This is a genomic window from Rheinheimera sp., from assembly GCF_030690345.1.
In the GTDB taxonomy this organism is placed as follows: domain Bacteria; phylum Pseudomonadota; class Gammaproteobacteria; order Enterobacterales; family Alteromonadaceae; genus Alishewanella.
In genome coordinates this window covers 239,177-257,482 of record NZ_JAUYGV010000009.1, presented here as the reverse complement: position 1 = coordinate 257,482, position 18,306 = coordinate 239,177, and the positions used below count along the sequence as shown (strand labels likewise).

Below are 18,306 nucleotides of genomic sequence, written 5' to 3'. Positions count from 1 at the left end.
AGCTATTGCCAGTTGCATGCCAGTTTTTAACTGGTTGTTTTTATTAACTTATATTTTAACCGTGGTTAGCGGTGAGGATAGCGGCGTGATTTTGTGTATACTTATGACACAGTAAAGGAGGTGTTGTGACAAAATTATCCGGTTTCTGGCGTTGGCCGCAAAGCAGTTTACAGCGCAGCTTATTTTGTTATGTGGTGTTGCCCATGTTGCTGCTATCCGGGCTGGCTATACGCTTTGGCCTTAGCTTTACCCATGAATTGGTCAGCCAAAGTTTGCGCAGCGATCTGGCGCTGATAGGTCGGGCTATTCGCACCCCGGTCAGTGACGCCCTGCTGAGCGGTGATGGTAATGCCATATTGGCGAATTTAGAATCGGTATTTGCTATTAACGAAATATACGGTGCAGCCGTATACGACACCAGCGGCCGGCTGGTGGCATCAACCGGGTTGGCAGAGACTGACCTCACCCGCTCATTGGCGGTATCTGAAGCGGTGCGCACCGGTAAGCAGCAGGAGTCGTACCGCGTGGTGGCCGGCTGGCAGCTGTATTCGCAATTTTTACCGGTTACAGATCGCAGTGGCCGTATTCATGGCTTACTGCAAATTACCCGTCGCGCCAGTGATTTCGAGCAATCGCTGACACGGTTGTCGCGTATAGCCTGGTTCAGTTGGGGGGCGCTGGCTCTGCTGAGCTTTGTTATCATCCGTTTTGGCCACAATAAAGCTATTGGCCGTTATTTATGGCAGTTGCTGGGTAGCATGCGCCGCGTGGCGCAGGGCGAACTGCAACACCGGGCTGTGTTGTCCGGCCCGGCCGAGCTGCAAGAGGTAAGCCGCGGTTTAAATACCATGCTCGACGCCATGCAACAAACTGAACAACAGCTGCGGCAGCAGCAATTACAACAGCAACAACTGACACAGCAATTAAAAGAGCAGGAAAAAATGGCGGTAATAGGCCAGCTGGTAAGTGGTGTGGCGCACGAGCTGGGAGCGCCGTTAACGGTAATAGATGGCCGCGTGCAGCGCGTACTGCGCACGCACAACGATGCAGACACAGAGCGCCAGCTGCAGGCGGTACGTAACCAGGTATCGCGCTTAAGCACCCTGGTGCGGCAGTTACAGGCATTTGCTTACACCCCGGTAGCCCAGCGCCAGCCGCTGTCTGTGGCAGAGCTGTTGCAACAAGCTATACACAGCCTGAGCTTTGAACTACAAGCCGAAGACCCGCAGCCGCATCTGCTGCAACCCTGCCCTGCAGTTACCTTATACGGTGACGCTGCGCGGCTGGAGCTGGCGTTAGTGAATTTGCTGCGCAATGCAGTACAGGCGGCAAGCAGCAATGTCACCGTGCAGGTTGCGGTAAGCGTCGGTGAGCTGACCATCAGTGTGCTGGATGATGGTGCCGGCTTGCCGGTACAATTTAGTACTGAGCAGCTGTTATCGCCTTTTGTGTCAACTAAAGCCCAGGGCCGTGGCACCGGGCTGGGGCTGGCAATAGTGCAGCAAATTGTGCTGGAGCACCAGGGTAAGCTGTTATTATCGAACCGGCCACAGGGCGGCTGTTGTGTACGGATAACCTTGCCGCTGGAGGCGAAAAGATGAAATCTGCCTCACCGTACCGTATAGCCGTAGTAGAAGATGACCCGGCGCTGCTGGAGTTATTACAGGAAGAGCTGACCAGCCATGGTTATCAGGTAGCGGCTTGCGACAGCGCCGAAGCTTTACTGGCACAGTTAGACGATTTAGCGCCGGATTTAGTGGTAAGTGACATCCGCCTGCCGGGCATTGACGGTATGGCGCTGCTGCAGCGCTTGCGTCAGCAACCTAAAACACCGGCGTTATTGCTGATCACCGCCTTTGGTACCGTACGCCAGGCCGTGGCGGCGTTAAAGCAGGGCGCGGATGACTTTTTAACCAAGCCGCTGGATTTAGAACACTTATTGCTCAGTGTAGAGCGTTTATTGGCACACAAAGCGCTGCAGCAAGAGGTGCAGCAGTACCGGCAAACAACAGCACGCGGGCCAGGTGGCATGATAGGCCAAAGCCGGGCCATGCGGCGCTTATATCAGCAAACAGAACGCATCGCCAAAGCACAGGGCGCCGTGTTAATTCTGGGCGAAAGCGGCAGCGGTAAAGAGCTGGTAGCGCGGGCACTACACCAGCAAAGTGAGCGCGCAACCAGACCCTTTATTGCGGTAAATTGCGCCGGTATTCCGGCCGAATTGATGGAAAGTGAATTCTTCGGTCATGCCGCCGGGGCTTACACCGGCGCCAGAGGCAGCCGCGCCGGCTTGTTTAAACAAGCCGATGGCGGCACCCTGCTGCTGGACGAAATAGCCGAAATGCCGTTGCTATTGCAGGCTAAATTGTTGCGCGTAATACAGGAAGGCCGGATCCGACCGGTAGGGGGCGATGACGAAGTGGCGGTAGATGTGCGTATTATCGCTGCCACCCACCAAAACTTAGAGCAGCTGGTGGAAACCAGCCAATTCCGTGCCGATTTATTCTTCCGGCTGGAAACCTTTACCTTGCAGATACCGCCCCTGCGGGAACGTGCCGACGACCTGGAGCTGCTGGCACAGCATTTTCTGGCGCAGTTAAAGCAAAAACAGCCGGCGAATGTGCACAGTATCAGCAGCGATGCATTGGATTGCCTGTACCGTTATCCGTTTCCGGGTAATGTGCGTGAGCTGCAAAATGCGCTGGAGCGGGCCTATACTTTCGCCGCCAGCCACGAAATAGCAGCGGAAGATTTACCGGAACGCATTATCAGCTATCAGGGCGCAGCGGACGTGCAGCAACATGCCAGCGACACCAGCTGGCCAAGCCTGCAGCAGGTACAACACAACTATATGCGCCAGGTATTGCAACACACTAACGGCAATAAGCAGCAGGCGGCAGAAATACTCGGTATTACCAGGCGTACACTGTATCGTTGGTTGGAAGAACAACAGGCAGAGCACTAATGAACCAACCCAACCTGCTGTTACAGCCGCTGCAGCTTAACGCGGCAGCAGAGCAAGCGTATCGGCAATTGCTGCAGCAGTTGTTCAGCACGCTGCAAAGCCTGCCCCGTCCGCTGGTTGTTGGTATTAGCGGTGCTCAGGGTAGCGGCAAAAGCACATTGGCTAACCTGCTGGCAGCCGTGAGCCGGGCAGAGGGCTTAGGTGCGGCCGCAGTATCATTAGATGATTACTATTTGAGTCAAGCGCAACGCCAACAATTGGCGCTGGATATTCATCCGCTATTGACGCAGCGTGGTGTGCCGGGAACCCATAACATTGAGCAGGCTATTAGTGATGCCAAAGCGGTGCTGGCCGGCCAGCCGGTGGCGTTACCGCAGTTTGATAAAGCGTCGGACGAGCCGGTTGCAGCTTTGCCGGCACAACAGCTGGATGTGTTGATAGCGGAAGGCTGGTGCCTGGGCGTTACGCCACAAACCGCAGCTGAACTGACCACACCGGTAAACACATTGGAAGCCGGCGAAGATAGTGACGGCCGCTGGCGTCATTATATTAATACGCAACTAGCCGGGTCTTATGCAGAGTATTGGCGCTTACTTAAACCGCTAATTTGGTTGCAAGCACCCAACTGGGATTGTGTCTGCCGCTGGCGCGCCAAACAAGAGCAACAGTTGTGGCAACAGCGCGGTGCAGGCATGAGCGATACTGAACTGGCCCGCTTTATGTTGCCGTTTCAGCGCCTCACGCAAGCCAGCTGGCAGCAATTACCGCAGCGGGCGGATTGCATTATCACGTTGGATCAACAACATAACTTTGCGTCAATCAGCGGCAAGTAATTCACCCCACTTCCGGTTAAGGTATCAAAATAGCAATTGACAGCGTTGTCATTTTGCCGTTAGGCTGTTTTTCAAACAATAAACGGGGAAATACTATGCGCTATTCATCACTTGCGATGTTACTGCTGCTGGCCGGCTGCGAGCCCGCTGCTACGGTTACAAGTTCAAGCCAAACTGCAGCGGCACCTGAGCAGGCCGGCTTAATGTTTGACGACTTTAACTATGCCGATGCTGAGGCCTTATTTGCCAACGGCTGGACTGCGCGCACGGAAACCGGTCATCCCGGCATTGCCGGCGCTGCCTGGTCGGCAGAAGGCATTAGTACTCACGATGCGCCAGACGGTGCTCAGTTCGGTATTGCCCGCATGAGCTCAATCACCGATGGTAGCGGTGCCGGCACCCGGCATACGCAAATTTGCCATGCGCGTAAATACCTATATGGCACCTATGCTGCGCGGGTGTTTTTTCGCAACGAACCCACTTATGGCCCGGATGGCGATGAAGTGATCCAGACCTTTTATGCCATAAGCCCGCTGCCCGCCCCACTGGATCCGGACTATAGCGAAGTGGATTTTGAGTACCTGCCCAACGGCGGCTGGGGTGAAAACAGCGACAGCGCGATGTGGACCACCACTTGGGAAACCTTTCAGCTGGAGCCCTGGACCAAGGTTAACGAATACAGCCGGGTACCGGGTGATTATGCCGGCTGGCATACGCTGGTGATGAATGTTACCGCTGATGCGGTGCGTTACTATGTTGACGGTAACTTAGTCGGCGATCACAGCGCAGCCGTAGCGCCGGAAGTGCCAATGTCGATGAATTTTAATCTGTGGTTTATGCCCAAAGGCGCTGATGGCTCGATTGGCCCGATTGACTCACCGGAAGCAAGACAGTACCAGCAGGATATTGACTGGGTGCTGCATGTCGAAGACAAGCTGCTTAACACTGCTGAAGTTGAAGCCAAAGTTGCTGCGCTACGTGCCGGCGCATTGCACGCAGTTGATGCTGTTGCCGACAAGGGCTTAGCGGCTTACTGTGGTTTGTAATTCGTTACGCTTGACGTTTTTTGCCGGCAGGTTAGAGTGCGTTCACTGCCTTCTTTGGTGAACCACTATGCCGGCCATTCGTTTGCTGTTGTCCCGCTTAACTGAAGACTTTTTGCTACTGGCGTTATTACTAATGCTGCCGCTGCTACTATGGCTCCAGCCTACAGCAGTGCCTGGCATAATTGCGCTGGTAGATTGGCATACGGTAACGGCGCTGGCCGGATTAATGCTGCTCAGCCGGGCGTTGGAAGATAGCGGTTATCTGGCCCGCTTTGCTGCCTGGTTGCTGCCGCGCTGCCACTCTGAGCGCCTGTTAGCGCTGCTGCTGTTGCTGTTTGCCGCCTTGTTATCGGCTGTGATCACTAACGATGTGGCGTTATTTATTTTACTGCCCATCACACTCAGCATTGGCCGTTTAACCGGCTTGCCGGTGGGTCGGTTGATTATTTTTCTCGCGCTGGCGGTCAATGCCGGCTCGGCTTTAACGCCGATTGGCAACCCGCAAAACCTGTTGTTGTGGCAAGCCTCCGGCTACAGCTTCTGGCAATTTACGCTGATGATGGCGCCGTTAGCGCTGAGCTTATTGCTGCTAATTTTGTTACTAAGCGCCCTGGCTTTTGGCTCCCGCAAGCTCAGTATCGCGGTGCCGCATAATAACCGTGCGGATAACTGCCGTTTATTTGGCTGGTCGCTGGCCGGCTATCCGCTATTTATCCTCGCAATGGAATATCAGCTGGCGCCCTATGCCGCACTTGTCTTACTGGCGGCATATTTTTTACTCAAACGCAGTGTAGTGAGCGGCATTGACTGGCTGCTACTGTTGGTATTTATGCTGATGTTTATCGATTTAAGCTTGCTGGCGCAATTGCCCTTGTTGCAACAGCTGGCGGCACAGTTAGTTGCAATGCCAAATGGCAGTTACCTGGGTTCAGCACTGCTGTCGCAGCTGATTTCCAATGTGCCGGCGGCGATTTTTCTGCAGCACTTTACCGATGATTGGCGCGCACTTAGCTGGGGCGTCAGTGTTGGCGGCTTTGGTTTAGCGGTTGGCTCGCTGGCGAATTTAATTGCCCTGCGTTTAGCGAAGCAACCGGGGTTGTGGCGCGAGTTTCATTACTGGTCGCTGCCGGTGTTTGCCGGCAGCTTAGCGTTGGGCTGGCTGCTTAGCTAAAGTCGTCTGCCAATCTGTTCAAGTGCACTAACTCGGCGCTTTTTTGCCGTATTTTTTGCTGTAACCGGTACATGCCGAATAAGCATAACGGCGATACAATCAGGCTGTAAAACAGCAGCAGGGTGGTTGATGTTGCAGCCAACTGCCACCAATCCAGCAACCATAATGCGGCGGTAAACACTAGCAGTGCCGCACAGCTAAGCTGAGTGTAACGATAGTAACGCAAACTGAGCTGGCAGGCGCGGTGGCGAAATTGCAGCAGCCCGCTGCTGCTCCAGTTGTCGTAAGCCAGTATTGGCCGGTGTATATGCCAGCTAACATACAAGGTGCCCAGCGCACCCAGCGCCAAAAACGCAGCGGCTAAGTACCCCTGCGCATCCGGCATCGCCAATACCAGCCAGCAGGCGGCAGCGGCCATTACCAGCGCACCCAGCCACTCGGCATACATCAGCAGCTTTTGTTCACGCTGGCGCTGACTGGCCTGAGCTAAATCTGCGCTGGTTGGCGCATCTTCTGTAGGCGTAATCTGCTGCTGCCAGCTTTTTGCCAGGGCGGAAAAATCAAAATTATCGGCCATTTTGCATTAACTCCATCAATTCGGTTTTGGCGCGGTTTAAGCGCACCCTAACGGCACCGTGGCTAATCTGCAGAATCTCTGCGATCTCCGGTGCATCTAAATCTTCCATCGCCAGCAAAATCACCTGGCGGTTCGCCGCCGATAAGCGCCTTACCGCCTGCATTAACTGCTGGCTTTGTTGCTGCTCATCCAGCTGCTCTGACGGGCAAGCATCCAGCAGATTTTGTTGTATCTCATCATCTAACGGTTGCCACTTGTGGCGCTGCGCCCGGGCAATATGGTCTACCGTCACATTATGTAGGATGCGAAACAAGTAAGCCCTTGGCAATTCAGCTGCTTGTAGACGCTCTGCCGCCTGGTGCAGGGCAAGAAAAATATCTTGTTTTAAATCCTGCCGCGCCGCCGGATCGGCTTCGTTGGCCAATAATGCGCGGCTAATGGCGCCCTGATGCTGTTGCCATAGCTGCAATACAAAATCGATAGCGCTTTGCGCGCTGTTAAGTCCTGTTGTCAAACGATGCGGCCCTGCTGTTGAGTTTTGGTTCGGGTGACGCCGCTTTTTACTGCGCCTGCCAGTTAAGTCTGTTTGTTGCCACTAAGTGTTACATAAAAAAATAAAAAATAATCTGTAACAGCTTGAGAGCAATCAATGACTTAACTGATGACGACTTTATAACAATGAGGATATGCAAATGGAAACCCTACAACACTTTTTAACGCAGCTTACGTCGACTTGGTTGCAGGTAGAGACAAGCGAACTGATATCATTCGGCATTTTTTTTGGCGCAATGTGGCTGATTGCCATGGCAGCAGAAGCGGCAATAGAAAAAGTCACCAGTGGAGTTAAGTCATGGATACAGTAAATCAATTTATCACTGCGTTTGGCAGTGCCTGGCAACAAGCTGATCTGCTGTTTTTACTGGGCTTTGGCTTGTTCTTTTTAGCTGTGTGGTTTTTACCCGGCTTGCTGGCACTGGCGTTTAACCGCCAGCATGCCGGTAAAATTGCCCTGCTTAATATTCCGGCCGGCTTTTCCTGGATCGCCTGGCTGGCATTACTGGTGTGGGCAGTTACCGGCAAGCTGAGTGATAAACTGGCGGCGAAAGCCCGGTTAAAGCCGGTAGCCTGATACTTTATAAGGCCACGCTATCGCCTTCATTTAAAATCAGCAGCGGCACCTGGCTATCCAGTTGCTGCTGCATATGCAGCAAACGCAGCAGTGGCGAGTGCGAGCTGATATCACCCATCTGCCAGCTGGCATTGCCATACCCCCAGGGGATCATCACCTTACAGCCAAGTTCGTCAGCCACCACCAAGGCGTCTTCCGGCGTCATATGCACGGCGCGGTAATTCGGTCCATGGTAAGAGGCTATCGGTAGCAAGCAAATATCTATAGCCCCATGTTTTTGTCGAATGTCGTTAAAGTGCTGCGAATAGCCGGTATCACCGGCGAAAAATAACGTTGTATCACCATGCTGAATAAGCCAGCTGGCCCAGAGCGCCTGGTTTTCGTCACGCAAGGTGCGGCTGTTAAAGTGTCGCGCTGGCAGAGCATGAATGGTAAGCCCGTCTTGTTTTGCGCTACTGTACCAGGCCATTTCAGTCGCGTTATAGCCGTTAGCAGGCATATAGGCCGCCATACCATACGGCAGGTAGTAATGGGCCGCAGTGCCAATACGCTTGATATCGCGGGTACTGAAATGGTCGTAGTGTAAATGCGAATACAGCACAGCGTCAGTGGCCGCTAGCTGCTGTGAGCTTAACGTTGGCGTGCTGCGCCGCGCCTTGGTGCCGACTAAATGCGCAGCCCAGCTTACCGGCCAGTCAAATTGTCCGGTTACCGGGTCCAGCAGCAATTGCTGGCCATCCGGTGTGTTGATACGGAAGCTGGCATGGCCGAGCCAGTGCACAGTAAAACCACTTTTTAACTCTGCTACGTGCTGAGCACCGGTATAGCGGCATTGCTCAGCAGGGGTTTGGCACGCCACCAAGGGGTGTGGCTGGTAACAATCCTGCTCACAATGAGCAGGATAGGGAATATTACCGCGATAGATGTTCTGAAAGTAACCGCCGTTTTGCACGATATCAGCGGCGTTATCCGGAACACCACTAAGCTGCTGCACGCTGTTGGGCGTACTGCAAGCGCTGAGTAACAGCGCGCTGCTAAACAGCAGCGCCGGGAATACAGCGTCCCGACCTGAGCTGTCAGGCATCTGAAGCTTTACTGAGCTTTTTCTCCAGTTTCTCGATTTTTTCCTGCGCTTGTTCACGATAACGGGTTAAGCGCTCAATGGTGGCGGCAGCGTTATCTTTAACAAAGCTAACTTGTTGCTCTAATTGATTTTTTTGCTTGGCAAGCTTATCCTGTTCCAGTTGCATATCATGCACCTTGTCGCGCTGCTGTTGCAGTTCTTCACGCAGTTGCTTGATGGTTTCGCGCTGTTCGGCCTGATGGTTCGCGGTAATAGCGCTTTGCTCTTTCAGCATGGCGTTATTTGATTTCAGCTGTGCCAGGGTAGCGTGAATATCAGCCTCATCGGCCTCGTCACTAACCTGGGCTTTTTGCATCGCGTCCAGCTGTTCCTGCACTTTTAATGCGGCATCACGTTGTTCTGCAGCTTCGCGTTTTGCGGTTTCGCGCTCTTTTTGCAGCGCAGATATTTGTTTCTCATACTCGTCCAGCTGCTGTTGCAACTTCTCAAGTTCAGCAGATGTGTCGGCAGATGGAACTTGTTGCAACTGAGCGCCGTCAACAACGTCTTGTTTAGCTTGTTCAAGCTGCTCAAGGGCGGTGTCACGCTCTTTCATCAACGCTTCTGTGCGTTTTTGCGACTCTGCCAGCTGTGCCAATGCAGCATCGCGCTCTTCCAGCAAAGCGTTGTGCTGATCTGCCATCCCGGCCTGATCTGCTATTACACTGCCCTGATCATTGGATGATTTTTGTAATTGATCCAGTTGTGCCTGCAACCGCTTGGTTAACGCGATGGCCTGAGTTTCAGTTTTAGTGGCTTGCTGCAGTTTGCTTTCAAACTCATCCAGCATCGCTTGCAGCTCGGTAACATCATGCTCGCGGGTTTGCAGGTCCTGTAACGCTTTCTTGCTGGTTTGTTGCGCGGCTTCCAGCTCAGCTTTTACCTTAGCTTCTGATTGTTGCAGCGTTTTTATTTGCTGCTCTGCCTGCTCAGCCGTTTTTAACTTTTGTTGTAGCGGCTCCAGCTCTTGCTCAGCAGCGGCCAGCTCGGTTTGCAATTGCTGCAGTTTTTGCTGGTTAAGCTGCTGTTCGTTTTGCAGTTGCTCTTCCAGTTCATCCTGAGCTTGTTGCAGGCTAATGACTTTCAGCTGGATCTCTTCTGCAGCTTTCTTAGCTTGTTCTGCGTCTTGTTGGGCGGTCTTTAATTCAGCTTGCAGTGCAACCAATGCTTGTTGGTTGCTTTGCAACTCTTGCTCAGCTTTTGCTAAGGCTTTTTGTTGCTCATCCAACAGCTTCTTCGTACTGTCCAGTTCCTGCTGCTGGTTTTGGCTCAGTTTAACGGCGTGGTCACGTTCTTCGTTCAGCGCGGCGTACTTTTCTGCCTGAGTGGACAGTTGTTGCTGTTGTTGCTGCAAGCTGTTTTCCAACTCGGCTTTGCGTTGCTCTAATTGCTCAGCTTGCTGTTGCAGTTCGCGATTGTGCTCGGCGGCCAGCACTTCAGCCTGCATCGCTTGTTGTAGTTGCTGGTTTAGTTGATCGGTCAGTTTTTTAGCATATTGCTCAGACTCACGCTGGAAGGCGCCGATAAAGTCGGCACTAAACATGCTGTCTTTCGGTGTTTCAGTGGGAACCGGTGCGCGGTTTGCCTGCTCATTACGCCATTTCTGGTAATGTACCACCAGGCTGGCCTGGGCGCCGGGCACCTGAGAAATTAAATAATCTAATGAAACGGGTTTGCCTGTTTTATGCAGTTCATCACAGATTTTCTTAACTTCACTATATTGCATGGTTTGTTTATCCAACTGAACTGAATGGAAGTACTAAAAAATACCGCTTTGTTATCGGCAACATTTTAAGCACTTTTAGCGTAAAACCAAATTTAAATTACATTTTCTTTGCAACCTGGTCGCTTCAGGACTAGATTACTGTATATAAAAACAGTTGAGTGCCACTATGATCCTGTATATTGCAGAAAAGCCGGCATTAGCCCGGGCCATTGCTGCTGTGTTGCCAAAGCCGCAGTATAAAGACAACGGTTTTATCCGCCTTGCCAATGGTGATGTAGTGAGTTGGTGCATTGGCCATTTATTAGAACAGGCCGAACCGGAAGACTATAACCCCGACTACAAACGCTGGCAAACCACGCATTTACCCATAGTACCGCAGAAATGGGTGTTAAAGGTACGTAAGTCAGCTGAACAGCAGCTTAACGTACTTAAAAAACTGTTAAAACAAGCGGATAGCCTCGTGCATGCCGGCGACCCCGACCGCGAAGGTCAGCTGCTGGTCGATGAAGTGCTGGCCTACTGCGGAGTGAATGGTGCCAGGTTAGCCAATACGCAGCGGCTGCTGATCAGCGATCTGAACCCGCCGGCAGTTAAGCGGGCTCTGACTCAGTTAAAGCCGAATAAAGACTTTGTGCCTTTATCCACGTCGGCATTGGCCCGCAGCCGTGCTGATTGGTTATATGGTTTGAATATGACGCGTGCTTATACCTTGCAGGGGCAAAAAGCCGGCTATCAGGGCGTATTGTCGGTTGGCCGCGTACAAACACCGTTGCTGGGGTTAGTGGTAAGGCGGGATCTGGAGATTGCAAATTTTGTCGCCAAGCCGTTTTACCAGGTTGTGGCAGAGGTAGAAACTGCGGACAAGCAAGGTTTCACAGCATTATGGCAACCCAGTGCAGCCTGCGCGCCATGGCAGGATGAAGAAGGCAGGGTATTGCTGAAGGCATTAGCGGAAAAGGTACAGCAGAAAATTACCGGTCAGCCGGCAGTAGTCAGTAAGTTGCAACACAAAGATGGTAAGCAGGCTGCGCCACTGCCGTATAATCTGTCAGCATTACAGATAGACGCCGGCAAGCGTTACGGTATGACAGCACAGCAAGTGCTGGATAGCTGCCAACAATTGTACGAGCGGCACAAGTTAATTACCTATCCGCGTTCTGACAGCCGGTATCTGCCACGGGAACAACTGAAACAGGCTGTTAAGGTATGTGGCGCTATAGCAGCCAACGACCCTGACCTCGCCGGCGCGGTGCAGGGCGCAAACACAACGCTTATCAGCAAAGCTTGGAATGATAGCAAAGTAGAGGCGCATCATGCCATTATTCCAACTGAGAAACGCCAGCCGCTCAGCCGCTTGAGTGTGGCGGAGCAGCGGCTGTATCAACTGATTGCCAGGCAGTATCTGGCGCAGTTTTATCCGCCATTTTGTTACAACGATGCCGTGGTAGAGTTAACTATTGCCGGCGGCAACTTTATCGCCAAAGCCCGCACGGAACAGGCAGCCGGCTGGAAGCAGTTATTTCGTCGCGACGCAGAGCCAAAGCCGTTGGATGAGCAAACCGACCCCGCACTGCAGCAAACCGCCTTACCGCCATTAACACACGGCCAGCAATTACTCTGCACAGCTGCGCAGCTGTTGGAGAAACAGACGCGGCCGGCGCCGGCTTTTACCGATGCAAGTTTGTTAGCCGCGATGACCGGCATCAGCCGTTATGTCAAAGATGAAGCGGTGCGTAAAATTTTGCGCGATACCGATGGCTTGGGTACGGATGCAACCCGCGCCGGCATTATTGAATTGTTATTTAAGCGTGGCTTTTTACAGCGCTGCGGCAAAGTGATTAATGCCACCGATACCGGCAAGGCACTTATCGCCGCCTTGCCGGAGCAAGCTTCGTTGCCGGATATGACGGCACGTTGGGAGGCGGCGTTAAATGCTATATGTCAGCGTGAGCAAAGCTATCAGGCTTTTATGCAGCCTTTAGTTACCGAGTTATCACAGTTGGTACATCAGGCCGCCAACGTTACGCCAACCGGTTTGCCGGTACAGAATACCCGGCGCTGGCGTGGTGGCAAAGCTGCGGTTAAAGCTAAAAGCAGCACCGCCAGGCGTAAAGCCGGTAACCGCAAAGCCGTTAACCGTACAGCAGCAAAGCGTAATTAATTGTTATCCTGCTGGATTTTTTTTTGTAGCTTGCCTTATGCTGCAGCACAAATAACCAAACAGGAAACAATACAATGGCTACAAAGCTGTTAAAAACGCTGCTGGCAGCATCGCTGCTAAGTTGCGGCGGTCTGGCACAGGCAACCATAGTAGAAGTAACGACTAACTTGGGTAAGTTTGAAATTAATCTGTATGACGAAAGCACGCCGGTAACAGTACAAAACTTCCTTAACTATGTCAGTGCAGAGCGCTACAACGGCACGGTGATTCATCGCTCAGTGCCTGGCTTTGTGATTCAGGGTGGTGGGTTTGAATTTGACCAGCAATTACCACTCAAAGCCAGACCCGCCAACCCGGCTATTATTAACGAGCCGAAATGGTCTAATGTGCGCGCTACCATTGCTATGGCAAAACAAGCTGGCAACCCAAACAGTGCAACAAATCAGTGGTTTATAAGTCTCGTAAACAACGCAGCTAATTTAGATGCGCAGAACAGTGGTTTTACTGTGTTTGGTCAGATAAGTTCAGCTGATATGGCAGTAGTTGATGCCATAGCTGCGTTACCGCGGTTTAGTTTTAACGGCATTAGTGATTTACCTTTGCGCAGCTATAGTACCGCCGATCGCGACGATAATAAGCCATTGGCAGCTGACAACTTTGTAGTTGTTGAGTCGATGGTTGTGGTTGATGCCAGAGTGAATACGGTCGCCGGTTTAACCCTGGTGCCGAATAATGCGCCACCACCGGCAAACAATGACAGCAGTGGCGGCAGCTTTGGTTGGTTTTTGCTACCGTTAGGCTTGCTGGCATTCAGACGGCGCGGCTAATCAGCGTTGTAACCCGGAACGGAGCTTAGGCTCCGTTTTTGTTTTGGCTGCAATTATTCCGTTTTAAAGCATTTGGTTAGATAAATTCTTTATATTGTTTCGCTGGTCATATCAGCGATGTCATCTACACTTAATCCACAGTACGTATGCCACAGAATAGGCGGCGCGGTAAGCGCTACTGTACAGATGAGGGTAGCCTGATGATTTTGTTAGTTGGTGGAGAAAAAGGTGGTAGCGGCAAAAGCTGCCTGGCACAAAATATCGCAGTATATTTTTCGCGCGAAAAAAACGCTAACGTCATGCTGGTAGATTGTGACCCGCAAAGAACCTCGTCGGATTGGGTGCAGGAGCGGCATCTGGACCCTGCTTTGCCGTGGATTAATTGCGTGCAGATGTACGGCAAGATCCGTTACGAATTAAAAAGCCTCGAAATGCACTACGACGTGGTTATTGTGGACTGCGGTGGCCAGGACAGTGTGGCCTTGCGTTCGGCTATGGTAGTGGCAACTCACGTATTGCTGCCACTGCGGCCGAAACGTCGCGATTTGAAAACCTTAGAACATTTGGAAGACTTAGTCAGCGCTTGTAATGTGGTGAATCCGGACATGATTGTCGGCTGTGTTATTACCCAGGCACCGTCGCTGCCAAACCAGGCCGGACGTATTCTGGACGCGAAAGAAGTATGTAAGTCTTTTAATATCCGCGTGTTAAATGCCATTACCTATAACCGTAATACTTACGATGACAGTGAAGAGAAAGGGCTGTCGGTCATGGATGTCGAGCCTGACGGCAAAGCCGCGCAGGAAATACGTGATATAGTGACTGAGCTACTGGCTATGAAGGCGATACAAGACGATGGCGCTGACAGATCTGAAGAAAAAGTCGCAGCCGCCCGGTAAGCCCGGCTTTACGGCAGACGAGTTTATTGACGACGCAAACAACTATGCGATGGGTATGCCGCGTATTGTCAGTTTGCGCCGCCAGTTACCCCAGGAGGACGACAGCAGCCGCTTGCCAATGCGGCATGCTACTTTTACGCTGAGCCAGGAAGCGATAGACGCGCTGAATGAGTTAAGCAGGGTAACCGGCGAGGCGAAGTCTAAGCTGATCCGGCAACTTATTTTACAAGCCGGCAAAGCGGTAACAGTGGATTTAACGGACTACAACAGCCGCCATCCAACCTCAGAGCAGGATAAATAGCGGCAGTTCGGTATTACTTTGCCAGAAAGGCATAGGCGGTTAAAAAAGCGGTTTCCTGGAAGGCTTTCAGGCCGGTAGCTTTAAAATCTACCGGTATCGGATGGCGCTTCAATTTCTCTTTCAATTCGGTAGAACTGATAATACTGCATTGGCAACCGGCAATCAGTTGCAACGCCGTTTCTATTTTAAAGCCAACTGCGCCGCCGGCAAATTTGCCTTTTTGCGGCCGGTCTTTAATCACCAACTGGGTAATTTGATAATCTTCGATAAATTTGGCAAAGGTGAACTGAAAATGGCGCATCTGCTGTTGTTCCTGATCTTTGCTCAGGGCAAAGCGGGTTTGGCGGCAATCCGGCAGTTCAAATAAACCATCTTTTAGTGTCATCAGGCAAATAATGGCTTCACTGCCTTTAATTTCGATTCCGCATGTGCGCATGGGCAGTCCTCTGTTTAAGGTTGGTTTAAATTGTCGTAATGGCTTTCGATGATCTTGCAGCTTTCTTTGAGTGGCTCACCGTACAGGATCGGATTAAAGTCTTTATTTACACAATAATCACGGCGGAATTTTTTCAGGCTGTCGATACTGACTGCCGCTTTTTCTAACTGTGCCCGCTGCCCGTCACCCCATTGCTCTGCCAGGGCGGTCAGTTGTTTACGCGTGCTACGCAGCGCTGCTTCTTTACTGTCTCCGGCAATGGCGGCTTTATCCATTACCAACTCAAACAGTTGCTCCTTATACGGCCTGATCAGATCATGATCGGAAAAGGTAATAACTAACAACACCACTACGACCAACCAGAAGAACTTTTTCATCAGCTTACGCACTCCGCTAGAACAACGGCGCCATTGTAGCGGATTGTGTAACAATCTGCATCGTAACGACGATGATATCTGCAATACTGTCAACTTAGTTTGCAATATGTATTGCTGTTGTCATCTTAGTTTACGTTTTCAGGCGATTTTCCAGCGTAAAGCTACCTGGCCGGCAGGCATAGATATTGCTTTGTTACAGGTCAAAAAATCCGTTGTCCAAGCTGTTATACTCTGCAGCGGGTACAACAAGCAGTAAACGGAGTCATTGGTGGATCAGCAAAAGATAGATATCAGAAATATTCCGGTGCATGTTGAGGTGCATCAGCCTGCTGCAACCGGGCAATATAATCCGCGTGACCGTATTTATGTGCGTGCAGTTAAAGGCCTGCATCAGGCGATCCGCCGTTATATGGGTTTTGTGTTTATGGGGCTGTTTATGTTGTTGCCCTGGCTGCGCTATGACGGCCATCAAGCCATTTTGCTTGATATTACCGAACAGAAATTTAATATCTTTGCACTGACCCTATGGCCACAGGATTTCACTATCCTGGCGTGGATTTTTATTATCGCCGCCTATGCGCTGTTTTTTATTACTGCCTTTTATGGCCGGGTCTGGTGTGGTTATTTGTGCCCGCAGTCGGTGTGGACCTTTATCTTTATCTGGTTTGAAGAAAAAATTCAGGGCACGCGCAATCAACGCATGAAGCTGGATGCTGAGCCCTGGTCTGGCAGTAAATTTGTTAAAAAGGCGGCTACCCATTTTTGCTGGCTGGCATTCTCGTTGCTGACAGCGCTTATTTTTGTTGGATATTTTACCCCGGTCGGGCCCTTGTTTGCTGAATTCTTTACGCTGCAAGCCGGATTTTGGGCGGTGGTGTCAGTATTGTTTTTTACCCTTTGTACCTATGGTAACGCCGGCTGGATGCGTGAAATTATGTGTACGCACATCTGTCCGTACGCCCGCTTTCAGTCTGCCATGTTTGATAAAGACACTTTTACTGTAACCTATGATGAAAAGCGCGGCGAAAACCGTGGCCCGCGCAGCCGCAAAGACAAAGACTATAAAGATAAAGGCTTAGGGGATTGTATCGACTGTAACCTTTGTGTGCAGGTGTGCCCCACCGGTATCGACATCCGTAATGGCTTGCAGTACGAATGTATTAACTGCGGCGCCTGTATTGATGCTTGTGATGATACTATGACAAAAATGGGCTACCCGACCGGGCTTATCAGTTACACTACCGAGCACAGCTTAAACGGCAAGCCGACCAAAGTATTGCGGCCGAAGTTACTGGGCTATCTGCTGGTACTGATAGTGGTATGCGGCGCCTTTGCCTGGACACTGTACAGCCGGGTGCCGTTTGAAATGAACATTATTCGTGATCGCGGTGCGCTGTTTCGCGAAACCAACGAAGGCCTGGTTGAAAACACCTATACGCTGAGCATCTCGAACAAGTCGCAGCAAGCGGTGCAGTTTGATCTGAGTGTGGCCGGTGGCGCAAACTTCAACTGGATAGGGCCGCATCAGGCCAGCCTGAGTGGTGGTGAAACACGCAGTGTCACCATCAGTTTAGCGTTAGACCCTTACGCCACTGAGCAGCGCAGTTTGGAAATCAGTTTTACCGTGCAGCAAACTGACAATCCGGACATTAAACTTGAGCAAGCCACCAAATTCTTTGTTGGCCGTTAAGGAGCCCTATGACGGCCTTTGATTTTTCCACGCTGCAACCTGATTTGATTATTGACGCATTGCAGCAGTTAGGGCTGGATGTCAGTTCCGGTTTGCTGGCACTGAACAGCTACGAAAACCGCGTCTATCAATTTAGTGCCTATCGTGCGGATGCGCTGCGGCCGGAAAAATTTGTGGTGAAGTTCTACCGGCCACAACGCTGGACTGCACTGCAGTTACAGGAAGAGCATGATTTTGCTTTTGAGCTGGCGGCGGCAGATATTCCGGTGGTAGCGCCGCTGAAAATAGCCGGGCAATCATTACTGCAATACGGCGGCTATCACTTTGCGGTGTTTCCAAGCCGCGGCGGCAGAACGCTGGAAATCGACAATGATGAGCAGCTTGCTATGTTGGGCCGTTTTCTCGGCCGTATGCATCAGGTAGGTAAGGCGAAGGCATTTACGCAGCGCCCGGCATTCAGTGTGCAAAGCCATCTGTTACAAAGCCGCGAAGTATTGCATGCACTGGAGTTCATTCCGCCGTACTTACGCCCGGCCTTTGATACCGCACTTAACCAGGTTATTGAATTGGCAGCGCAACAGTACCAGCCCAGTCAGCTGATCCGGTTGCATGGTGATTGCCACGCCGGTAATTTATTCTACGTCGATGAAGGTCCGTTTTTTGTTGATTTGGATGATTGCCGTAGCGGCCCGGCGATCCAGGATATCTGGATGATGCTCTCCGGTGAGCGTTTGCAACAGCGTGACACCCTTGAGCTTATGCTGGAAGAATATGAGCAATACTGTGAGTTTGACCCGGCCGAACTAAAGTTGATTGAGCCCCTGCGTGCTATGCGCATGGTGCATTATATGGCGTGGTTAGCCAGGCGCTGGCAAGATCCTGCCTTTCCAATGAACTTTCCGTGGTTTGCGACAGACAAATACTGGGAACAACAATGCGTGGCGTTAAAAGAACAGTTGTTTTGCTTACAACAAGCACCGCTTTCACTGGTGCCATACTACTGAGTTTTTGTTAAGCTGTGGCTTAATTGCCTACCAAAGGACAT

The 18,306-nt window shown here is 51.5% G+C and carries 19 protein-coding genes; 13 read left to right on the top strand and 6 right to left on the bottom strand.

Annotation, left to right across the window (positions count from 1 at the left end; all coding sequences use genetic code 11):
• Nucleotides 1-125 precede the first annotated feature (125 nt).
• From Q8O77_RS19505 to Q8O77_RS19485, 5 genes are all read left to right on the top strand, one after another.
• Nucleotides 126-1,601 carry a HAMP domain-containing sensor histidine kinase gene (locus Q8O77_RS19505; RefSeq protein ID WP_305557253.1) on the top strand — a complete coding sequence of 492 codons (1,476 nt, stop codon included), beginning with the start codon at nt 126-128 and terminating at the stop codon, nt 1,599-1,601.
• A complete protein-coding gene (locus Q8O77_RS19500) occupies nt 1,598-2,965 on the top strand; it encodes a sigma-54 dependent transcriptional regulator (RefSeq protein ID WP_305557250.1) in 1,368 nt (455 codons plus the stop codon). The genes Q8O77_RS19505 and Q8O77_RS19500 overlap by 4 nt, the downstream gene beginning before the upstream one ends.
• A complete protein-coding gene (locus Q8O77_RS19495) occupies nt 2,965-3,798 on the top strand; it encodes a kinase (RefSeq protein ID WP_305557246.1) in 834 nt (277 codons plus the stop codon). Before Q8O77_RS19500 ends, Q8O77_RS19495 begins: the two co-directional genes overlap by 1 nt.
• A 95-nt stretch (nt 3,799-3,893) precedes the next feature.
• The gene (locus tag Q8O77_RS19490) at nt 3,894-4,844 is read left to right on the top strand and encodes a glycoside hydrolase family 16 protein (RefSeq protein WP_305557244.1); all 951 of its coding nucleotides are present in this window, start codon (nt 3,894-3,896) and stop codon (nt 4,842-4,844) included.
• A 67-nt stretch (nt 4,845-4,911) separates the two neighbouring features.
• A complete protein-coding gene (locus Q8O77_RS19485) occupies nt 4,912-6,015 on the top strand; it encodes an SLC13 family permease (protein WP_305557242.1) in 1,104 nt (367 codons plus the stop codon).
• Here Q8O77_RS19485 and Q8O77_RS19480 read toward each other — a convergent pair.
• The gene (locus Q8O77_RS19480) at nt 6,008-6,592 is read right to left on the bottom strand and encodes a hypothetical protein (protein ID WP_305557239.1); all 585 of its coding nucleotides are present in this window, start codon (nt 6,590-6,592) and stop codon (nt 6,008-6,010) included. The two genes, Q8O77_RS19485 and Q8O77_RS19480, sit on opposite strands and share 8 nt — an antisense overlap.
• A complete protein-coding gene (locus Q8O77_RS19475; protein WP_305557236.1) occupies nt 6,582-7,106 on the bottom strand; it encodes an RNA polymerase sigma factor in 525 nt (174 codons plus the stop codon). Before Q8O77_RS19475 ends, Q8O77_RS19480 begins: the two co-directional genes overlap by 11 nt.
• A 178-nt stretch (nt 7,107-7,284) precedes the next feature.
• Here Q8O77_RS19475 and Q8O77_RS19470 point away from each other — a divergent pair, with 178 nt between their 5' ends.
• Both Q8O77_RS19470 and Q8O77_RS19465 read left to right on the top strand, forming a co-directional pair.
• Nucleotides 7,285-7,455: a hypothetical protein gene (locus tag Q8O77_RS19470; protein ID WP_305557233.1), complete on the top strand. Its 171-nt coding sequence runs from the start codon at nt 7,285-7,287 to the stop codon at nt 7,453-7,455.
• Nucleotides 7,443-7,721 carry a superinfection immunity protein gene (locus Q8O77_RS19465; RefSeq protein ID WP_305557230.1) on the top strand — a complete coding sequence of 93 codons (279 nt, stop codon included), beginning with the start codon at nt 7,443-7,445 and terminating at the stop codon, nt 7,719-7,721. The genes Q8O77_RS19470 and Q8O77_RS19465 overlap by 13 nt, the downstream gene beginning before the upstream one ends.
• Before the next feature lie 4 nt (nt 7,722-7,725).
• Here the strand turns inward: Q8O77_RS19465 and Q8O77_RS19460 are convergent, their stop codons facing one another.
• Together Q8O77_RS19460 and Q8O77_RS19455 are read right to left on the bottom strand one after the other, a co-directional pair.
• On the bottom strand, nt 7,726-8,805 hold the full coding sequence (locus tag Q8O77_RS19460; protein ID WP_305557227.1) for an MBL fold metallo-hydrolase: 1,080 nt from the start codon (nt 8,803-8,805) through the stop codon (nt 7,726-7,728).
• The gene (locus tag Q8O77_RS19455) at nt 8,798-10,570 is read right to left on the bottom strand and encodes a hypothetical protein (protein WP_305557224.1); all 1,773 of its coding nucleotides are present in this window, start codon (nt 10,568-10,570) and stop codon (nt 8,798-8,800) included. Before Q8O77_RS19455 ends, Q8O77_RS19460 begins: the two co-directional genes overlap by 8 nt.
• A 166-nt stretch (nt 10,571-10,736) precedes the next feature.
• On the opposite strand from Q8O77_RS19455, the gene Q8O77_RS19450 reads away from it, so the two are divergent.
• The 4 genes from Q8O77_RS19450 (at nt 10,737) to Q8O77_RS19435 (ending at nt 14,758) form a co-directional block, all read left to right on the top strand.
• On the top strand, nt 10,737-12,731 hold the full coding sequence (locus Q8O77_RS19450) for a DNA topoisomerase III (protein WP_305557221.1): 1,995 nt from the start codon (nt 10,737-10,739) through the stop codon (nt 12,729-12,731).
• A 74-nt stretch (nt 12,732-12,805) separates the two neighbouring features.
• The gene (locus Q8O77_RS19445) at nt 12,806-13,558 is read left to right on the top strand and encodes a peptidylprolyl isomerase (protein ID WP_305557218.1); all 753 of its coding nucleotides are present in this window, start codon (nt 12,806-12,808) and stop codon (nt 13,556-13,558) included.
• 200 nt (nt 13,559-13,758) lie between these two features.
• Nucleotides 13,759-14,457, top strand: coding sequence for an AAA family ATPase (locus tag Q8O77_RS19440; protein ID WP_305557215.1), 699 nt, complete (start codon nt 13,759-13,761; stop codon nt 14,455-14,457).
• Nucleotides 14,414-14,758, top strand: coding sequence for a ribbon-helix-helix protein, CopG family (locus Q8O77_RS19435; protein WP_305557212.1), 345 nt, complete (start codon nt 14,414-14,416; stop codon nt 14,756-14,758). The genes Q8O77_RS19440 and Q8O77_RS19435 overlap by 44 nt, the downstream gene beginning before the upstream one ends.
• 13 nt (nt 14,759-14,771) lie before the next feature.
• Here the strand turns inward: Q8O77_RS19435 and Q8O77_RS19430 are convergent, their stop codons facing one another.
• On the bottom strand, nt 14,772-15,194 hold the full coding sequence (locus tag Q8O77_RS19430) for a DUF3010 family protein (RefSeq protein WP_305557209.1): 423 nt from the start codon (nt 15,192-15,194) through the stop codon (nt 14,772-14,774).
• 14 nt (nt 15,195-15,208) lie between these two features.
• Entirely contained in the window at nt 15,209-15,571 is a 363-nt protein-coding gene (locus Q8O77_RS19425) for a hypothetical protein (protein WP_305557207.1), read from the bottom strand.
• 268 nt (nt 15,572-15,839) lie between these two features.
• Between Q8O77_RS19425 and ccoG the strand changes: the two genes are divergently transcribed.
• Nucleotides 15,840-17,261 (top strand): cytochrome c oxidase accessory protein CcoG, encoded by a 1,422-nt coding sequence (gene ccoG, locus Q8O77_RS19420; RefSeq protein WP_305557203.1) that lies wholly within the window; start codon nt 15,840-15,842, stop codon nt 17,259-17,261.
• Nucleotides 17,262-17,269: 8 nt separating this feature from the next.
• Nucleotides 17,270-18,265, top strand: coding sequence for a serine/threonine protein kinase (locus Q8O77_RS19415; RefSeq protein ID WP_305557201.1), 996 nt, complete (start codon nt 17,270-17,272; stop codon nt 18,263-18,265).
• The last annotated feature ends 41 nt before the right edge of the window (nt 18,266-18,306 follow it).

Excerpts from the sequence above, each read along its gene's own strand:
- Q8O77_RS19435 (WP_305557212.1), top strand. The coding sequence starts at position 14,414 with ATGGCGCTGACAGATCTGAAGAAAAAGTCGCAGCCGCCCGGTAAGCCC.
- Q8O77_RS19490 (WP_305557244.1), top strand. The coding sequence starts at position 3,894 with ATGCGCTATTCATCACTTGCGATGTTACTGCTGCTGGCCGGCTGCGAG.
- Q8O77_RS19465 (WP_305557230.1), top strand. The coding sequence starts at position 7,443 with ATGGATACAGTAAATCAATTTATCACTGCGTTTGGCAGTGCCTGGCAA.
- Q8O77_RS19495 (WP_305557246.1), top strand. The coding sequence starts at position 2,965 with ATGAACCAACCCAACCTGCTGTTACAGCCGCTGCAGCTTAACGCGGCA.
- Q8O77_RS19485 (WP_305557242.1), top strand. The coding sequence starts at position 4,912 with ATGCCGGCCATTCGTTTGCTGTTGTCCCGCTTAACTGAAGACTTTTTG.
- Q8O77_RS19415 (WP_305557201.1), top strand. The coding sequence starts at position 17,270 with ATGACGGCCTTTGATTTTTCCACGCTGCAACCTGATTTGATTATTGAC.
- Q8O77_RS19470 (WP_305557233.1), top strand. The coding sequence starts at position 7,285 with ATGGAAACCCTACAACACTTTTTAACGCAGCTTACGTCGACTTGGTTG.
- Q8O77_RS19455 (WP_305557224.1), bottom strand. The coding sequence starts at position 10,570 with ATGCAATATAGTGAAGTTAAGAAAATCTGTGATGAACTGCATAAAACA.
- Q8O77_RS19480 (WP_305557239.1), bottom strand. The coding sequence starts at position 6,592 with ATGGCCGATAATTTTGATTTTTCCGCCCTGGCAAAAAGCTGGCAGCAG.
- Q8O77_RS19425 (WP_305557207.1), bottom strand. The coding sequence starts at position 15,571 with ATGAAAAAGTTCTTCTGGTTGGTCGTAGTGGTGTTGTTAGTTATTACC.
- Q8O77_RS19500 (WP_305557250.1), top strand. The coding sequence starts at position 1,598 with ATGAAATCTGCCTCACCGTACCGTATAGCCGTAGTAGAAGATGACCCG.
- Q8O77_RS19430 (WP_305557209.1), bottom strand. The coding sequence starts at position 15,194 with ATGCGCACATGCGGAATCGAAATTAAAGGCAGTGAAGCCATTATTTGC.
- Q8O77_RS19450 (WP_305557221.1), top strand. The coding sequence starts at position 10,737 with ATGATCCTGTATATTGCAGAAAAGCCGGCATTAGCCCGGGCCATTGCT.
- Q8O77_RS19460 (WP_305557227.1), bottom strand. The coding sequence starts at position 8,805 with ATGCCTGACAGCTCAGGTCGGGACGCTGTATTCCCGGCGCTGCTGTTT.
- Q8O77_RS19440 (WP_305557215.1), top strand. The coding sequence starts at position 13,759 with ATGATTTTGTTAGTTGGTGGAGAAAAAGGTGGTAGCGGCAAAAGCTGC.
- Q8O77_RS19445 (WP_305557218.1), top strand. The coding sequence starts at position 12,806 with ATGGCTACAAAGCTGTTAAAAACGCTGCTGGCAGCATCGCTGCTAAGT.